Genomic DNA, 14,606 nt, shown 5'->3' with positions numbered 1-14,606 from the left:
GCGATCGAAGTCAGCAATCCAAGTGTAGCAGTCTGAGCGAACAAAGTCAACGTCAAAAGCGAACAATAAACTTGCACCAATCATGATTGTTCGGAATATTGTCCAATTTTGTCAGAAGAGACAAGAAGACCGCTGCCATTCTATACAAAAAGCAAATGCCCTTGTATAGGAATACACAGCGGTCTTCCCACTAACTGAAGCTCAAACAGCATTTATCATGCTTTATTATCCCGCATAAGGATCAGCTTGATTCCGTTCGTAGCTTACGAATTTATTGAAATTTTTGAGAAACACCAATTCAACCGTACCAACTGGCCCATTACGCTGTTTAGCAATGATGATCTCAATAATATTCTTCTTCTCGGACTCTTTATCATAGTAATCATCACGATACAGAAACGCAACGATATCAGCATCCTGCTCGATGGAACCCGATTCACGAAGGTCAGACATCATAGGACGCTTATCCTGCCGCTGCTCTACCCCACGACTAAGCTGGGATAGTGCGATAACAGGCACTTCCAGTTCACGCGCGATCATTTTGAGCGTACGAGAAATTTCGGATACTTCCTGCTGACGGTTCTCGCCTGCCTTACCGCGACCTGAAATAAGCTGCAAGTAATCAATAAGGATCATCCCAAGACCATGTTCCTTTTTCAAACGACGGCACTTCGCGCGAATGTCCGCAACCGTAATCCCTGGCGTATCGTCAATGAAGATTTGCGCTTCGGATAACGAGGCAATCGACATCGTCAGCTTCTCCCAATCATCATCTTCAAGCTTACCGCTACGCAAGCGAGTCGCGTCTACATTAGACTCCGCACAGATCATACGCTGTACAAGCTGTGCGGCGGACATCTCGAGACTAAAAATAGCGACCGTCTCTTTGGCACGAACTCCGACGTTCTGCGCTACATTCAGTGCGAACGCTGTCTTACCTACCGATGGACGAGCCGCTACAATAATCAAGTCACTGCGCTGGAACCCAGACGTCATCTTATCTAAGTCCGTAAATCCAGATGGAATCCCTGTCGTACCTTCAGCCTGTTCTGATAGCATTTCCACTCGATCAAAGACTTCCATCAATACATCTTTAATCGCAATGAAGCCACTGGAAGAACGACGATTTGATATTTCTAGAATGCGACGTTCCGCATCACTTAAGAGCGCGCCAATATTGTCCTCGCCCGTATACCCTTCACTGGCAATCTGTGTTGCCGTGCGGATAAGACGACGAAGCATCGACTTCTCTTCAATAATTTGTGCATAGTAATCCACATTCGCAGCCGTTGGAACTGCATTAGCCAACTGTGACAAATAAGATACATTGCCGATGTCATCCAGCTGATTCTTGGATTGAAGCTTAGCAGCCAACGTAACGATATCGATCGGCTGGCCTTCTTCACCAAGCTCGATCATCGCCTCATATATAATTTGGTGGGCAGGCTGATAAAAGTCCTCAGCCTGAACCCGCTCCATTGATGTAATTAATGCCTCAGATTGCAGCAAGATTGCTCCGAGCACGGCTTGCTCGGCTTCAGCATGCTGCGGTGGAACACGATCGACTTGAAAGTCGTTCATCTTACTCCTCCGTTACATGAACCTTTAACGTTCCACGTACTTCAGGATGCAGCTTCACTGTAACATTGTTGTATCCCAGTGAGCGGATCGGTTCTGCTAGTTCAATTTTGCGTTTGTCGATCTTTACGTTCATCTTTTGCATCGCTTCCGCGATTTGCTTAGATGTTATAGCTCCAAATAGACGGCCGCCTTCACCAGCTTTCGTCTTAATGACTACTGTCATCTCTCCCAGCTTCGCCGCAAGCGCCTCAGCATCTTGCTTCTCTTGCTCTTTGCGCTTGTCTTCCGATTTCTGCTGCTGTTCGAGCGTCTTCAGATTGCCATCTGTCGCTGGACGACCCAAACCTCGTGGAATAAGAAAGTTCAGCGCGTACCCTTCAGATACTTCCTTTACTTGTCCCTTTTTTCCTTGTCCTTTGACGTCTTGCAGCAATATGACCTTCATTCGAACAACCCCTCTTCTGTTTCGATTTCTGCTAGCACCTGCTTCAGCTGCTTTTCCGCCTCATCCAATGTGCATTGCAACTGTACAGCCGCATTCGTCAGATGTCCGCCTCCGCCAAGTCTCTCCATAACAACTTGCACGTTCATCTGTCCGAGCGAGCGAGCACTTATAGCTATATAGCCATCTGGACGCTCACTAATGACGAACGATGCCAATACACCTGTCATATTTAACAGCGTATCAGCTACTTGTGCGATCAGCAACTGAGAAAATTTGCGGCCAGGCTCCGTTACCGCGATTGCAATATGATCATAATGCATTTCCGCGTGGCGAATAACTTCTGCCTTTTCAATATACTCTTTCAGGTCTTCCTTCAGCATGCGTTGAATGAGCGCTGTATCCGCACCATGACGGCGCAAGAAGCTAGCCGCATCGAATGTTCGCGATCCAGTACGAAGCGAGAAATGCTTCGTATCTACCGTAATACCAGCTAACAGCGCTGTCGATTCCAACACACTAAGATGGAGTCGATTGTGGATGTACTGCAACAACTCCGTTACAAGCTCTGCTGTAGAGGATGCATACGGCTCCAAATAGACAAGCACCGCATCAGAGATAAACTCTTCGCCTCGGCGATGGTGATCAATAATAACGATCCGATCCGTTGCTTGCAGCAGCCTTGGCTCTTCCACCATCGAAGCCTTATGTGTATCGACAACAATAACCAAGCTATCATCCGTCGCCATCTCCAACGCCTCTTGCTTCGAAATAAAGCGAGACCACAGCAGCTCATCCTTCTTCAATTCGGCCACGAGGCGATCAATAGAAGGATTGCTCTCCTCCAACACGATGTACGCTTCCGTTTCCATCATGCGGCACGCGTTCAACACGCCAATTGCTGACCCGACGGAATCCGTGTCTGGGTTGCGGTGTCCCATAATGAACACCGCATCGCTCTGGCGAATGAAATCGCGCAGCGCATGCGCAATGACGCGTGCACGCACGCGCGTCCGCTTCTCTACGGCGTTGGATTTACCGCCGTAGAAGGACAACCGCTGGCCGACCCGCACAGCTACTTGGTCGCCACCGCGGCCCAGCGCAATGTCCAAGCTCGATTGCGCTAATTGCCCAAGTTCTACGATGGATTCAAGTCCCGCCGCAAAGCCCATGCTTAGCGTCACCGGCAGCTTGCTCTCCATCGTCAGCTCCCGCACTTCGTCCAGTACAACGAAGCGCGTCTGTTCAAGTGCTTTTAGCGTCTGGACGTCCATCACCATGAATTGACGCTCAGAAGACAGCCGCTTCATCAAAATGCCGTTCTCAACGGCCCATTCTGTAAGATGAGCAACGACTTTGGCTAACAAGCCTGCCCGCTGCTGATCATCCAGACCTTGCATCGACTCTTCCAAATTATCAAGCACGACGATGCCAACAGCCATGCGTTCGCCCTCATAACGAGCACGAAGCGCCGCCATTTCAGATATGTCTGTAAAGTAAATAAGACGCTCTTCTGAGACAACCTGCACTTGGAGCAATCGTCCACCCATCTCAATCTCGATCGGCAAATGTTTATCTTTGTGAAGACTCAGCTTCGGAAACACCTCTTCGAGACGTTCTCCAACGAGGCTGCCATCACCTTTCAACAATTCTACATATCGGTTGGTCCACTCAATTACCCGCTGATCACTGTATAGCACAATGCCATAAGGCAGCTCTGTTACCGCATCATCTACGGCCCGCTTCACACGCAATCCAAGTGTAGACAAATAGGCTTCCATCTCTGCCCGGAAATTGCGCTCAGCAGCCAGCGTAATAAAAAGCAGTGCGGCAAAGCCGATAAATCCAAGGAATCCAATTATCCAATTGTAATAAGCGACAACGAGAGTTAACACAAGCACATAAAGCATTGACCAGCTATTATGCCTTGCGAACCAGCGTTGAAACCAAATTTTCGGCATCGATGCTCTCCCTATTGCTTTGGTCTAGAGACTGCTTGGCGCAGTGGAAACGCCATATCTATAATGCCGACTAGTCGGCAAATATATTGAAACGGCGGGAAAATAACGACAAGTATCGTTAATGTTACAGGTAAAGCTCGTTTCCAACCCTTGAAATCTGCGTAGAAGAACAAGAATGACACACCTTGTACGATAAAGGCTACTTGCAAAATTTCATACAAGTTAACGATGACTAAAGTAAGGAATGAACCTGCTTCTTTCACGATAACCAGATCAAGGATCATAGCAACCAAGTAGTACCAAAGCAGGGACTTCGGCAGCATCCAATACTTGACTGGCTTCATTCGCTGTACCGAGACACCTTGTGCTGTCAGTAGTCTGCGGCTAATTGCATACGTAATGGAGCCTATATAAATGGCACCTGCAATCAGCAATGACGGAAGTCTCATACTAATGTATGCAACCTGTTCATCTACAGACGGCATATTCGGCATTGTGACACCCATATCAGCAGCCAACTTCTGATACTGCGTAAGATACTCATGTAAGTACGTTGTAATATCGACTTGGAACAAATAACTTGTAAGCCCTAATGCGAGTAATGATTGAATTAAAAAAGCTAGTGTTCCACCTACAAACACCGACCATCCCGTCCGCTGGCGCTTGAATAAAAAGCCCATCACGATAGCAGGGATAATAAAATACAGTGAAATGAGTACGACGATAGAGCCAATTGGCTGTAACAGTAAAAATACGATAAGCAGCACAGCTGCTACACATGCTGTAAATGCAGCCGTTGATAACGTCGTAAACAATACGACAAACGGTATAGCAACAAAGCTCATCGTAATCGGTTGCATTAGCGTCCCGAACGATAGCAGCAGCACAAGTGCAGCAACTGCCCATCCGAGCGCAGTCCAGCGGTTGTTCAAGATGTTCACCTCTTGCGTAAATGTTCTTCCAACTTTGAAATATCCTGATACCAGTCTTCCAACTGGTGACCTTCCTTTTTGAATTGATGCAATTTGTCTAAGATGCTGTTGTCGAGATCCTCATAAGAAATACCGACTCGACGACCTAGGATGTAACTGCTCACGATAAGACTTGCCAGACTATCCATCACTTTCGTCGTGCTGCCTTCCCACAACGACTTGAATAAGCGTGCTGTATAATCCATCACTTCCGTCTTAAGCCACTCAATTACTTTGACCCGTTTGGCCACATCCATATCCTTGGGCATCGTTACAAATTCACACCCCTTCAATACGAGCATTACATTCCATTATATCATTAATTATTAGGCATCCATAGCTTTCGTCATGAACTGCTCGCAATATTCAATAATTTGACTACGACGAACAATACCAATGAATCGCTGTCTGTCATCGACGACAGGAACAAAGTTCTGTACCTTTGCCAACTTAACCAAATCTTCCATGTTCGAATCTATACGTACTGCTTTAATTTGCTTATTCAGTGAGACTTCGCTGAGTAAAAAGTGGGATGCGGTCTCAAATGTAATCTCTCCATTAGAATTTTTCATATGCCACAGCAAATCGCCCTCTGTGACTGTACCTACATATTCCCCTTCATCGTTAATAATCGGAACTGACGTGTAGCGATGATACTCCATTCGCTCCAGCGTCTGCCTTAGTGTAGATTGGTTGCTTGCGCACACAACCTCATGCTTGGGCAGTAAGAAAAATGCGATGTTCATCCGTTCAGTCTCCTCCTCAAACTTTCCATATCTTTAAATTAACACATTCTAGGATAGAAAAACAAAAAAGTCAGCCGCACAATCGCGACTGACTTTCTTATTATCGTATAAGTCTTATAAGAACAATTGAATATGCTACTCAATAGTAAATTGTCTTGGCTTCAAATCACTAGGCTGCGCATTGGGATCCATCCAGTTCTTAATTAACTGCTGGACATACTCGATATCTTCTTCAAGCGGGATGTAATACCAACCGCCATCCATACGCTGACCTTCGCCATGCAGCATATAGCTGCTAATAATTGGAGCACCTGCATTTTGGAACATCGTTTTAGCTAGATCAATCATGTAGCTTGGACGCATGTCTGTTGTAAAGTTCTTGCCCATAATACCAATTAAATCTGGAATTTTATGAATTTGATCCAATTCAACCGCACGATTCATCATTGCTTCAAGGAAGATGCGATGGCGCATAGTCCGATTCATGTCTGAATCTTCACGGTAACGTACATAATACAAAGCTTCCTGACCATTGTATATTGGTTTGTTGCCTTCAATACGGAACTTCTCATGGTTTGGATCTTTGTTCACGATATCTTCCGTAATTGGGAGCTTCACGCCGCCCATTGCATCAACGACGTCTTTCAACCCTTGGAAGTTAACGGTTGCATAATGATCAACCTTGGTGCCGAGCAGATCTTCTACCGTGTCGATACTCATTTTCACACCGCCATGGGCATAGGCATGATTTATTTTGGTTTTCACATCTCCATTGTAACCAATAATCTTTGTGTACGTGTCACGTGGAATGGAAATTAAGAGCACCTTATTGTCTTTCGGACGAACTACACTATAAATCATCGTATCTGAACGTCCAACCTCCTTATCACGCTGATCAACGCCCAGCAGCAATGTAGAGAATGGCTCTGTTACTTCGCGAGATACTTCTGGTTTACCATCAATAGGTTGATACGAGCCATTCAATGACTCCTCCACCTTATCCTGCAGGAACAAATCAAATCCAAGTAAGGCTAATTGCTTGCGGAACATAAATCCACCAACAAGCACAAGAACGATAACAGCTAATAAAATCCACCACTTCTTGGCTGACTTTTTCTTTTTCATTGCTATTCACTTCTTCCCCAATTTGTTCTAAATCTTTATCCCTAATCATGTCATGTATAGGTGTGAATGCACCTGACGCAAATTCACACGTTGTCTTACTGCCATATTCATAACCTGTAGAACCCGCTCCTATGGCCCCAACCCTCTCCAGAATTGATGCTCATAAGGTGAATAGGCTGCTGTGTCCTTTCGTTGATTAAACAAATCAATATACAATTGAAACGCAGCATCTACCTGGACAAGGAATACATCCTGTTCCTTTAATCCTCTTTTCTCTAGCTCCTTACTTAGCCAACCTTTGTCTTTGCCGATCATCTTCAGCTCATCCTCTAACATCGTCCCATCCATCAGGACGATAACAGGCGCTCTTTCAGGCTCTGCTGCTTTGATACCGAGTTGTTCAAGCGTTAGCGGTTGTTTCTGTTTCTTAAGCATGACGTTAATTTCACCGCTCGGCTCCATAATGGCGAATTCCACATCCGCTAGATGAAAAGCATTTTTCTTTCGCAATTGAATCATCATTTCATCTATTGTAAGACGTTCCTTGCGCATATGATGTTCCATGATTCGCCCCTGCTGAATCAATATCGTCCCGCCAGAATCAATAAACCCACGGAACCGCTTGCTCTTCAACTGCAGCCATCCTAAGCCTAGTGACGTCAACACCCACACCGACATCGATACTACCCCTAGATACCATAATCCATCGGTATTTATTGAAATGTAGACGACCAAACTGCCAATTGTTAAGCCTGTCATATACTCAAACAAAGACAACTGCGATACTTGGCGCTTACCGAGTAACTTTGTCATTATGAACAATACGACCATTGACATCCATGTGCGAGCGGCAACTAATACCCACTCTGGCATACGGCCACGCCCCTTTCGCTCATTACTTATAGAATGAACGATTGGGCTTTTTTTTATTGGACCTTATTAATGACAGCAGACTATGCCTTATTGTACTACCTTACAATTAAAAAATAAAATAGTAAAAGATACATGACATGAAAAAGCCTTATTCAGCAATGGTTTCAGCTGCTTTGTCCACTTGCTTACTGCCGTAATTATTGGCTCTACAACTGCTCACAAACTGTTTTTTAGTCCCTCAAAAGCGTAATAATTATCTGTACATATGTGAAATAAATAGATATAATTTGAGTATATTTATATGTATTATTTTGTAATTTCAATAGGACTGGGAGGGGTTTTTCATATGAGCTTATATAGAGGAGACTTTATGGATGACATTGTAAGCAATTATGAGAAAAGCGGGAAGATGAGTGCTCTACATGGCAAAGGTAAACCAATTGAACCCTCAAGCGGTGATCCTCTTCAAAATGTACGTAAAGAAGCTAATTATTTACCTAGCTGGATAGAACAGCAGCAGCTGATTCGCAAGGAGATTATTCAAGCAATTAAGCTCTTGGAACTTGATGGACACACGCCTAAGATGCAAATCTGTCTTGATAAGCTTAATGCTAATATCACTCAATACAATAAAAGCTGCCCTCCTATTATGCAGCGAGGATTTATTACTGCCGAAAATATACATACGAAGCATGAGCAGTGGAGTTAGCATGATTGTTTCTATACTTCATATGCATCTATACCCATACAAATAAAAAAGACAGCCGAACGAATTCGGCTGTCTTTCGACTGAGTACTACTCAGTTGTGTATGGCAACAATGCTACTTGACGGGAACGCTTGATAGCGATCGTCAATGCGCGTTGGTACTTCGCGCTTGTACCAGTTACACGACGTGGCAAGATTTTACCACGCTCACTGATGAACTTTTTGAGAAGATCAGTGTCTTTATAATCAATGTGAGTAATTTTTTGAGCAGTAAAGAAGCACACTTTACGGCGTTTGTTGCGGCCACGACGACCACCAAACTTACGCTCTGGGCGCTCTCCGCCTTCATTACGATTGAAACTCATTCCATTCAGTCCTTTCCATTTTAAAATGGCAGATCGTCATCTGAGATATCGATCGGCTTGCCGTCGTCAGAGAAAGGATCCGCTGCAGGCCCGCGGGAATAACCCGAATTGTTGTTGCCGCCGCGAGATGCGTTGTTTGAACTTGGCGCAGAACCGCCAAAGCTGCCAGCATCATCTCTCGAACCACCACTGTCACGGTTAGATTCCAAGAAGCGTACGTTGTCTGCAATTACTTCTGTAACGTAGACACGCTTTCCTTCGTTGTTATCATAGTTACGCACCTGAATGCGTCCCTCCACAGCCGTTAAGCGACCTTTGCGCAAATAATTTGCACAAGTCTCCGCTAACTGACGCCATGTCACAACAGGTATAAAGTCAGCTTCACGCTCGCCACCTTGGCTAGAGAACGGTCGATCTACCGCAATGGTAAATTGAGTTACAGCTACGCCAGCTGGTGTATAACGTAATTCTGGATCTTTAGTGAGTCGGCCAATTAAGATTACGCGATTTAACATGGTATCCCTCCTTCAACAGCTTGTTTACTTACATGGTATGGCAATTAAGCTACGTCGTTTGTTACGAGATGACGGATAACAGCGTCGGAGATCTTCAATTGACGATCCAACTCTGCTACAACCGCAGGTTCTGCTGTGAAGTTAACCAACACATAGTGACCATCGCGGAATTTCTTAATCTCGTACGCAAGACGGCGCTTACCCATTACATCATGCTTCGTAATTTCGCCACCGTTAGAGATGACGCCCTGGAACTTGTCTACTGCTGCTTGAACAGCATCTTGTTCAATGTCAGGACGAATAATGTACATCAATTCGTACTTACGCATTTGTGATTCACCTCCTTATGGACTTAAGGCCCCCAGTCATTGCCAGGAGCAAGGAGCGAGTAAAACTCGCACTAAAATAATATAACAAAAACCTACACTAAACGCAACTAAAGCCCCAATGTAGTTTCCACCTTACCTTCTAGGAAACGGTACTGATGAATCATCATCATATCGCCCACACTAAATGAGGTAACGATCTGATTATGACTAAGGAGGAATTCAATATGGGTGAACGTACGGAATACAATCCAGGTGATCGCGCTCCAAACGACGCTATTTATATGGAGGTTGGTGAGAACAGCTTCCATACGGAAATCATGAATCCAAAACAAATACGCTTAAAAAAGGGAGATCACTTCCCTGAAACAACAAACAAGGATCGTAAATGGAAGAAGAAATCACATGCACTGACCCACTAATTTAGCATTCTGATGTTTTTTTCGAGCTGATGTATATAAAACTTCTCAGTGGTCATAATAGTTACTGACGGTACGTAGCGAGGTGAGTTCCATTGGACAATGGAGCATTTGAACCAAGTGAAAATCGACATGATGTTCTTACAAAAATGAAGAGAAGCGAGGCGTTGTGCTAAAGGCCATTAAAGTCTCAAACACACCATCAATACAGAGTTTCCTCTGTGGAGAAAGTCCAAGCGATCAGATTTGAAGTAAAGCAGCTAGTCAAATAAGTACCGTCAACCAGAAAGGGACCCTGCTTCGGCAGGGTTCTTTCGTTTTATGTACTTCTTTTATTTTTGGTAATTAGTCATATTTATACCTATCTCAATCCTATAATGGAAGTGAAAGTAAATTATAGATAGCGAAAGGATAGGTGGTTTTCATGAAAATGTTGAAAAAGGTTGCGACTGGCGTTGGCTTATCAGTTCTTGCTCTGACTCTAATGACATCTGCCGCATTAGCTCAATCCAATGTTGAGGTGCAGCAAACGGCTCAAGCAAAGCATACTGTTGTAGATAGCGCAGGGAAAGTATTTACCTACGTAAATAAGTCAGATGCAGATCGCCACATTCAAGCTATTATTACGAAACAAAAAGATGAAGTAAAACCGCTTGAAGGTAATTACCACGCTACATTCTGGGAGCATGCAGGTTATTCTGGCGGTGCATTTGATGTAAGAAACGGATATCAATGGCACTTCGTTGGGTCTTGGAATGATAAAATATCCTCCATTAAAGCCTCTTACCTTGGTAATGGTTTGCAAGTTTTTGAACATAGTGATTTCAATGGTGCTTCCCTCTACCTTGCAGCCGGATCTACAGCACACAATTTATCGAGCTACTCCTTGCGCACAGGGGTATCCTGGAACGATCAAATCTCAAGCATTAAAGTCTATTAATAGAACGTCATAGATGTACTTAGTTTAGTATATCCAATCCATATAACCAAAAAGCTCCTAAGCGAGTAATACGCTTAGGAGCTATCATTTACACATAAGTGGCGGAAAGGGTGGGATTCGAACCCACGCACGCCTCGCGACGCCTAGTTGATTTCGAGTCAACCCCCTTGGGCCTCTTGGGTACCTTTCCACAGTATAGTTGATTATATCATAGCAAATATACTGATGCAACAACTGCTAAATACACATCGCAACTTATAATCATGTAAAGTCAGTTTCCCAAATGGAATAATTCGTAACTACTCTATTGCTAACAAAATCGAAATCATTCAATAGCATTTGTTAGCAATAGAGCTCGTTTGTTATCGTGGAAATACTTTTAAAGTTTACATACTACATGCTTATTCTTGTAAGAACCCAGTTACCATCCCTTTTCTTCATACTAAAATCTATATGAACACCCTCGTAAAAATCTTCAGATTCCATAAAGATACTGTATCTCAAGGAGATATCTCCCCATTCATAAGCAGTACCTTTAGAACTATCCATTAGGTCCCAACTTTTAATTTTTTTATCTAAGTCATCAGCAAATTGTTGAGCTACTTCTTTACCTACCGCCTTACGCAAACCTTCAATATCTTTCTTTACATAATTAAAATTAGACTCAGCATCGTTAAGCTTATATTCTGGGTTATGATCCTTAATATTATCGAAGAAAAACTTTTTAATTTCTGTAAGATCGCCTGTTCTTAATGCCTTAGAGTACAAAGTAAATAAATGTTTAGCTTGCCCTTTATGATTTTCGTACATTTTTGTTGCGCTTGTACTAACTGGGTAGGATGGGAACGTTGAGTTTGAAGTCCCTCCTGTATTCTTTTCAGGCTTAACCGTATTTACATCATCAGAGTTATCCTTAGTAGGTAATGCTGCTGAATCATCGCCTGCAGTGGAGCCACTCCCTTGAGTAATAATTACTTCCTTAGCATCTCCATCCCATTTTGTTGATGCACCTAGAGCCTTAGCCAAATAGATAGCAGGAACATATGTATTTCCGTTATAAACCAATGGAGATGTGTTTCCAGTACTAATGATATCCCCATTAACTCTTAGTTTAATCTCTCCATTTTGGTAAGCAGTTACTTTACGTACGAGGGAGTCAGCATAGGCCAAAGACCCTGCTGCTACAGTTAGCGATATCGCTGTTACAAGCACTAACATTCTTTGTTTCATTTTCATTTTACAATACCCCTTTTCTTAATATCTGGAGTGTTTCGATATCGTACTCCATAGTCCAAAAGTAATAGTATAACGTTCCTATTATAATGGATTATTTATGTAATTGTAATATAAATATATTAAAACTATTATGTATGTTCATTAGTTGTATAATTTAATAACGAATAACTAGCTAGCCTACATATAGAAAAGCCCCTAATTAGGGGCTTTTCTGCGTTACGATCAAAATTTTATTCATGTGCTGTAGCATCAGGATTGGAACGAAGTACTTTTTTCATGCTTTTCTCAAACTTCGCGCGCGGAATTAGCACACTATGCTTGCATCCAACACACTTGATTCGAATGTCCATCCCCATACGAATAATCTCCATCTCATTTGTTCCACAAGGATGCTGCTTTTTCATTTGCACGATATCGCCTAGGTTAAATACCTTACGCTCCATGCGTAGGTCCTCCTTGTTCTTGTCGATGATAAGTAACCATGCGAGGATACGGTATTTCGATACCGTGCTCATCCAGCGACTTCTTCACCTCAAGATTAATTAAGCGTGATACAACTGCTTGTGTATATGGCTTACATTCTGCGATGATGCGTATTGTAATTCCAGAAGCTGCAAGGGATTGTACGCCTAGAACTTGAGGAACTTTAACCAAATTCGTATTTTGTTCAGGCATCTTTTCTAGCGTTTCTTTCATAATTTCGGTCGCTTTATCGATATTTTCTTCATACGCGATGGAAACATCTACGACAGCAATCGAGTTGTTCAAAGAGAAGTTCGTTACTTCAGTAATGTTACCATTTGGAATAATGTGAACTTCACCTGTCCAACTATGAATTCTCGTCGAACGAAGGCCTATCATTTCAACAGTACCTTGGAATTGATTAATCATAACCACATCCCCTACTGCGAATTGATCCTCGAAAATAATGAAGAAACCTGTCATAACATCTTTAACAAGACTCTGTGCCCCGAAACCTACTGCCAAGCCGATAACCCCGGCCCCCGCCAATAGCGGTGCCAAGTTGACATTGAACACAGACAAAATAAACATAATCATAATAAAATTCATAACGAGCGAAATCATATTTTTAAGCAGCTTACCTACTGTAAATAGACGTCTTGGATTCACATTAATTCGAGTCTGACCCTTCGACTTCATCGCATGATCGATCATACGATGAACAACAAAGATTGCTAGCCTTGTAGCGATCGTAATGAACACAATCTTGATTAACGCTACCAGCATAACCTCCCATGTCTGGCTGTTCATAACCCAATTCACAAAATCATCTTTCCACCGTTCAAATACGGTAAACGTCTGCTGTATATCCGGCTCTACATTCGCCGGCTCTGCTACGAAATAGCTATTCAGCATCGTATCCCTCCTATCCATTCCATACACATTCATAATCATCATCCACTGGCTTAAAAATACCACGAATAACAACCTGTTGCTCTATTAACAATACTCGTACTTCTTCTAGTATGGCAAAAGGAAAGCGAATCGACAAGGCACAACCTGCTGTAATTTCTTTCGGGGTGGGGAACGTATCGATGTCCATGTCCATATATTCCATTAGCATTTCTGCTCGCAACGCTTGCTGTGTAGAATCGAACGCCATTACAAGCCATTCGGCTTCAACTGATTGTGTCACGGCAATCCCCTTCCATATTTGCTTTTATCGTCTAGCGAAAGAAAATCTACTTGTACATACGTATGAATCGTCCTTTTCTTCCATATACTGATTACTATCTATTTATAGAAACGGAGGCTGAAACGTATGTCCTACCCTTTCTTTCAACGTCCTTCCTCATCTGAACCAACAATGGTTAAGCTCCCTTATGACCAGCCTGAATCGTTTCCGCTTATCATTAATGCTTGTATGGAGCATATCAAGATGCGTGCACTTCATCAACCTGTAGCTGTTGTATGTATTGGGACAGATCGTTCCACGGGTGATTGCTTGGGGCCTCTCGTCGGAAGCCGATTAGAGCGTCTGGACTCGTATGCCTATCATCTATACGGGACGTTAGCAGAACCTGTCCATGCTGTAAATCTCCAACAAAAGCTTCAGCAATTGAATGAGCAGCTTCCTAATGCGTTTGTCATCGCCGTAGATGCCTGCTTAGGACAAAGTACTAGTGTTGGCCTTATTCAAGTTCAATCCGGTCCTGTTAAGCCTGGAGCAGGCGTAAATAAACAATTGCCCCCGGTTGGTGACATGCATCTTACCGGCATCGTCAACATCGGAGGCTTTATGGAGTATTTTGTGCTGCAAAATACACGACTGCATCTTGTGATGAACATGGCTGATATCATTGCCGATGCTTTGCATCAAGCCATTATTCATTCAGTACGCGCTTATGAAGCTTAATTTATTTGTTACGTTGTTTATA

Annotated in this window: 19 protein-coding genes and 1 tRNA gene; 4 read left to right on the top strand and 16 right to left on the bottom strand. The window is 43.3% G+C overall.

Annotated elements, in window-relative coordinates:
- Window positions 1-225 precede the first annotated feature (225 nt).
- From dnaB to NQ117_RS11905, 8 genes are all read right to left on the bottom strand, one after another.
- Window positions 226-1,581, bottom strand: coding sequence for a replicative DNA helicase (gene dnaB, locus NQ117_RS11940; RefSeq protein ID WP_192024292.1), 1,356 nt, complete (start codon window positions 1,579-1,581; stop codon window positions 226-228).
- Window position 1,582: 1 nt separating this feature from the next.
- Window positions 1,583-2,026, bottom strand: coding sequence for a 50S ribosomal protein L9 (gene rplI, locus NQ117_RS11935; protein ID WP_258278272.1), 444 nt, complete (start codon window positions 2,024-2,026; stop codon window positions 1,583-1,585).
- Window positions 2,023-3,984, bottom strand: coding sequence for a DHH family phosphoesterase (locus NQ117_RS11930; RefSeq protein WP_258278271.1), 1,962 nt, complete (start codon window positions 3,982-3,984; stop codon window positions 2,023-2,025). Before NQ117_RS11930 ends, rplI begins: the two co-directional genes overlap by 4 nt.
- A gap of 11 nt (window positions 3,985-3,995) precedes the next feature.
- A complete protein-coding gene (locus NQ117_RS11925) occupies window positions 3,996-4,925 on the bottom strand; it encodes a DUF2232 domain-containing protein (RefSeq protein WP_375163064.1) in 930 nt (309 codons plus the stop codon).
- Complete coding sequence (locus tag NQ117_RS11920; RefSeq protein ID WP_258278269.1) at window positions 4,922-5,224, bottom strand: MazG-like family protein; 303 nt, start codon at window positions 5,222-5,224, stop codon at window positions 4,922-4,924. The genes NQ117_RS11925 and NQ117_RS11920 overlap by 4 nt, the downstream gene beginning before the upstream one ends.
- Window positions 5,225-5,281: 57 nt before the next feature.
- Window positions 5,282-5,701 carry a CBS domain-containing protein gene (locus NQ117_RS11915; protein ID WP_144992632.1) on the bottom strand — a complete coding sequence of 140 codons (420 nt, stop codon included), beginning with the start codon at window positions 5,699-5,701 and terminating at the stop codon, window positions 5,282-5,284.
- 135 nt (window positions 5,702-5,836) lie between these two features.
- Window positions 5,837-6,826, bottom strand: a complete 990-nt coding sequence (locus tag NQ117_RS11910; RefSeq protein ID WP_258278268.1) for an LCP family protein — start codon at window positions 6,824-6,826, stop codon at window positions 5,837-5,839.
- 129 nt (window positions 6,827-6,955) lie between these two features.
- The gene (locus tag NQ117_RS11905; RefSeq protein ID WP_258278267.1) at window positions 6,956-7,699 is read right to left on the bottom strand and encodes a DUF421 domain-containing protein; all 744 of its coding nucleotides are present in this window, start codon (window positions 7,697-7,699) and stop codon (window positions 6,956-6,958) included.
- A 346-nt stretch (window positions 7,700-8,045) separates the two neighbouring features.
- Here NQ117_RS11905 and NQ117_RS11900 point away from each other — a divergent pair, with 346 nt between their 5' ends.
- Window positions 8,046-8,408, top strand: a complete 363-nt coding sequence (locus NQ117_RS11900) for a DnaJ family domain-containing protein (RefSeq protein ID WP_258278266.1) — start codon at window positions 8,046-8,048, stop codon at window positions 8,406-8,408.
- A gap of 87 nt (window positions 8,409-8,495) precedes the next feature.
- Here the strand turns inward: NQ117_RS11900 and rpsR are convergent, their stop codons facing one another.
- The 3 genes from rpsR to rpsF are packed head-to-tail and all read right to left on the bottom strand — an operon-like array spanning window position 8,496 to window position 9,615.
- Window positions 8,496-8,771 carry a 30S ribosomal protein S18 gene (rpsR, locus tag NQ117_RS11895; RefSeq protein WP_258278265.1) on the bottom strand — a complete coding sequence of 92 codons (276 nt, stop codon included), beginning with the start codon at window positions 8,769-8,771 and terminating at the stop codon, window positions 8,496-8,498.
- Between the two features lie 20 nt (window positions 8,772-8,791).
- Window positions 8,792-9,286, bottom strand: a complete 495-nt coding sequence (gene ssb / locus NQ117_RS11890) for a single-stranded DNA-binding protein (protein ID WP_258278264.1) — start codon at window positions 9,284-9,286, stop codon at window positions 8,792-8,794.
- 44 nt (window positions 9,287-9,330) lie between these two features.
- Window positions 9,331-9,615, bottom strand: a complete 285-nt coding sequence (rpsF, locus tag NQ117_RS11885) for a 30S ribosomal protein S6 (protein ID WP_258278263.1) — start codon at window positions 9,613-9,615, stop codon at window positions 9,331-9,333.
- A gap of 224 nt (window positions 9,616-9,839) precedes the next feature.
- On the opposite strand from rpsF, the gene NQ117_RS11880 reads away from it, so the two are divergent.
- Complete coding sequence (locus NQ117_RS11880; protein ID WP_028594536.1) at window positions 9,840-10,034, top strand: YjzC family protein; 195 nt, start codon at window positions 9,840-9,842, stop codon at window positions 10,032-10,034.
- A 421-nt stretch (window positions 10,035-10,455) separates the two neighbouring features.
- Complete coding sequence (locus tag NQ117_RS11875) at window positions 10,456-10,971, top strand: beta/gamma crystallin domain-containing protein (protein WP_258278262.1); 516 nt, start codon at window positions 10,456-10,458, stop codon at window positions 10,969-10,971.
- Window positions 10,972-11,070: 99 nt separating this feature from the next.
- On the opposite strand, the gene NQ117_RS11870 is transcribed toward NQ117_RS11875, so the two are convergent.
- The 5 genes from NQ117_RS11870 to NQ117_RS11850 form a co-directional block, all read right to left on the bottom strand.
- A tRNA-Ser gene (locus NQ117_RS11870) sits at window positions 11,071-11,161 on the bottom strand.
- 203 nt (window positions 11,162-11,364) lie between these two features.
- Window positions 11,365-12,207, bottom strand: a complete 843-nt coding sequence (locus tag NQ117_RS11865; protein ID WP_258278261.1) for a copper amine oxidase N-terminal domain-containing protein — start codon at window positions 12,205-12,207, stop codon at window positions 11,365-11,367.
- Between the two features lie 230 nt (window positions 12,208-12,437).
- Entirely contained in the window at window positions 12,438-12,650 is a 213-nt protein-coding gene (locus tag NQ117_RS11860; protein WP_144992646.1) for a DUF951 domain-containing protein, read from the bottom strand.
- Entirely contained in the window at window positions 12,640-13,584 is a 945-nt protein-coding gene (locus NQ117_RS11855) for a mechanosensitive ion channel family protein (protein ID WP_258278260.1), read from the bottom strand. The genes NQ117_RS11860 and NQ117_RS11855 overlap by 11 nt, the downstream gene beginning before the upstream one ends.
- Before the next feature lie 10 nt (window positions 13,585-13,594).
- Entirely contained in the window at window positions 13,595-13,831 is a 237-nt protein-coding gene (locus NQ117_RS11850; protein ID WP_036605000.1) for a putative Se/S carrier protein, read from the bottom strand.
- 159 nt (window positions 13,832-13,990) lie between these two features.
- Between NQ117_RS11850 and yyaC the strand changes: the two genes are divergently transcribed.
- Window positions 13,991-14,584, top strand: coding sequence for a spore protease YyaC (gene yyaC / locus NQ117_RS11845; RefSeq protein ID WP_258278259.1), 594 nt, complete (start codon window positions 13,991-13,993; stop codon window positions 14,582-14,584).
- Window positions 14,585-14,606: the final 22 nt, after the last annotated feature.

Origin of the sequence: Paenibacillus sp. SC116 (genome assembly GCF_024733555.1) — a bacterium.
Taxonomy (GTDB): Bacteria; Bacillota; Bacilli; order Paenibacillales; family Paenibacillaceae; genus Paenibacillus_B.
This window is presented reverse-complemented; position numbering and strand designations above follow the sequence as displayed.

Coding starts and splice junctions, on each gene's coding strand:
- NQ117_RS11850 (WP_036605000.1), bottom strand. CDS start 13,831: ATGGCGTTCGATTCTACACAGCAAGCGTTGCGAGCAGAAATGCTAATG.
- rplI (WP_258278272.1), bottom strand. CDS start 2,026: ATGAAGGTCATATTGCTGCAAGACGTCAAAGGACAAGGAAAAAAGGGA.
- NQ117_RS11855 (WP_258278260.1), bottom strand. CDS start 13,584: ATGCTGAATAGCTATTTCGTAGCAGAGCCGGCGAATGTAGAGCCGGAT.
- NQ117_RS11915 (WP_144992632.1), bottom strand. CDS start 5,701: ATGAACATCGCATTTTTCTTACTGCCCAAGCATGAGGTTGTGTGCGCA.
- NQ117_RS11865 (WP_258278261.1), bottom strand. CDS start 12,207: ATGAAAATGAAACAAAGAATGTTAGTGCTTGTAACAGCGATATCGCTA.
- rpsR (WP_258278265.1), bottom strand. CDS start 8,771: ATGAGTTTCAATCGTAATGAAGGCGGAGAGCGCCCAGAGCGTAAGTTT.
- NQ117_RS11875 (WP_258278262.1), top strand. CDS start 10,456: ATGAAAATGTTGAAAAAGGTTGCGACTGGCGTTGGCTTATCAGTTCTT.
- NQ117_RS11860 (WP_144992646.1), bottom strand. CDS start 12,650: ATGGAGCGTAAGGTATTTAACCTAGGCGATATCGTGCAAATGAAAAAG.
- NQ117_RS11920 (WP_258278269.1), bottom strand. CDS start 5,224: ATGCCCAAGGATATGGATGTGGCCAAACGGGTCAAAGTAATTGAGTGG.
- NQ117_RS11910 (WP_258278268.1), bottom strand. CDS start 6,826: ATGAAAAAGAAAAAGTCAGCCAAGAAGTGGTGGATTTTATTAGCTGTT.
- NQ117_RS11905 (WP_258278267.1), bottom strand. CDS start 7,699: ATGCCAGAGTGGGTATTAGTTGCCGCTCGCACATGGATGTCAATGGTC.
- rpsF (WP_258278263.1), bottom strand. CDS start 9,615: ATGCGTAAGTACGAATTGATGTACATTATTCGTCCTGACATTGAACAA.
- NQ117_RS11900 (WP_258278266.1), top strand. CDS start 8,046: ATGAGCTTATATAGAGGAGACTTTATGGATGACATTGTAAGCAATTAT.
- NQ117_RS11880 (WP_028594536.1), top strand. CDS start 9,840: ATGGGTGAACGTACGGAATACAATCCAGGTGATCGCGCTCCAAACGAC.
- yyaC (WP_258278259.1), top strand. CDS start 13,991: ATGTCCTACCCTTTCTTTCAACGTCCTTCCTCATCTGAACCAACAATG.
- ssb (WP_258278264.1), bottom strand. CDS start 9,286: ATGTTAAATCGCGTAATCTTAATTGGCCGACTCACTAAAGATCCAGAA.
- dnaB (WP_192024292.1), bottom strand. CDS start 1,581: ATGAACGACTTTCAAGTCGATCGTGTTCCACCGCAGCATGCTGAAGCC.
- NQ117_RS11930 (WP_258278271.1), bottom strand. CDS start 3,984: ATGCCGAAAATTTGGTTTCAACGCTGGTTCGCAAGGCATAATAGCTGG.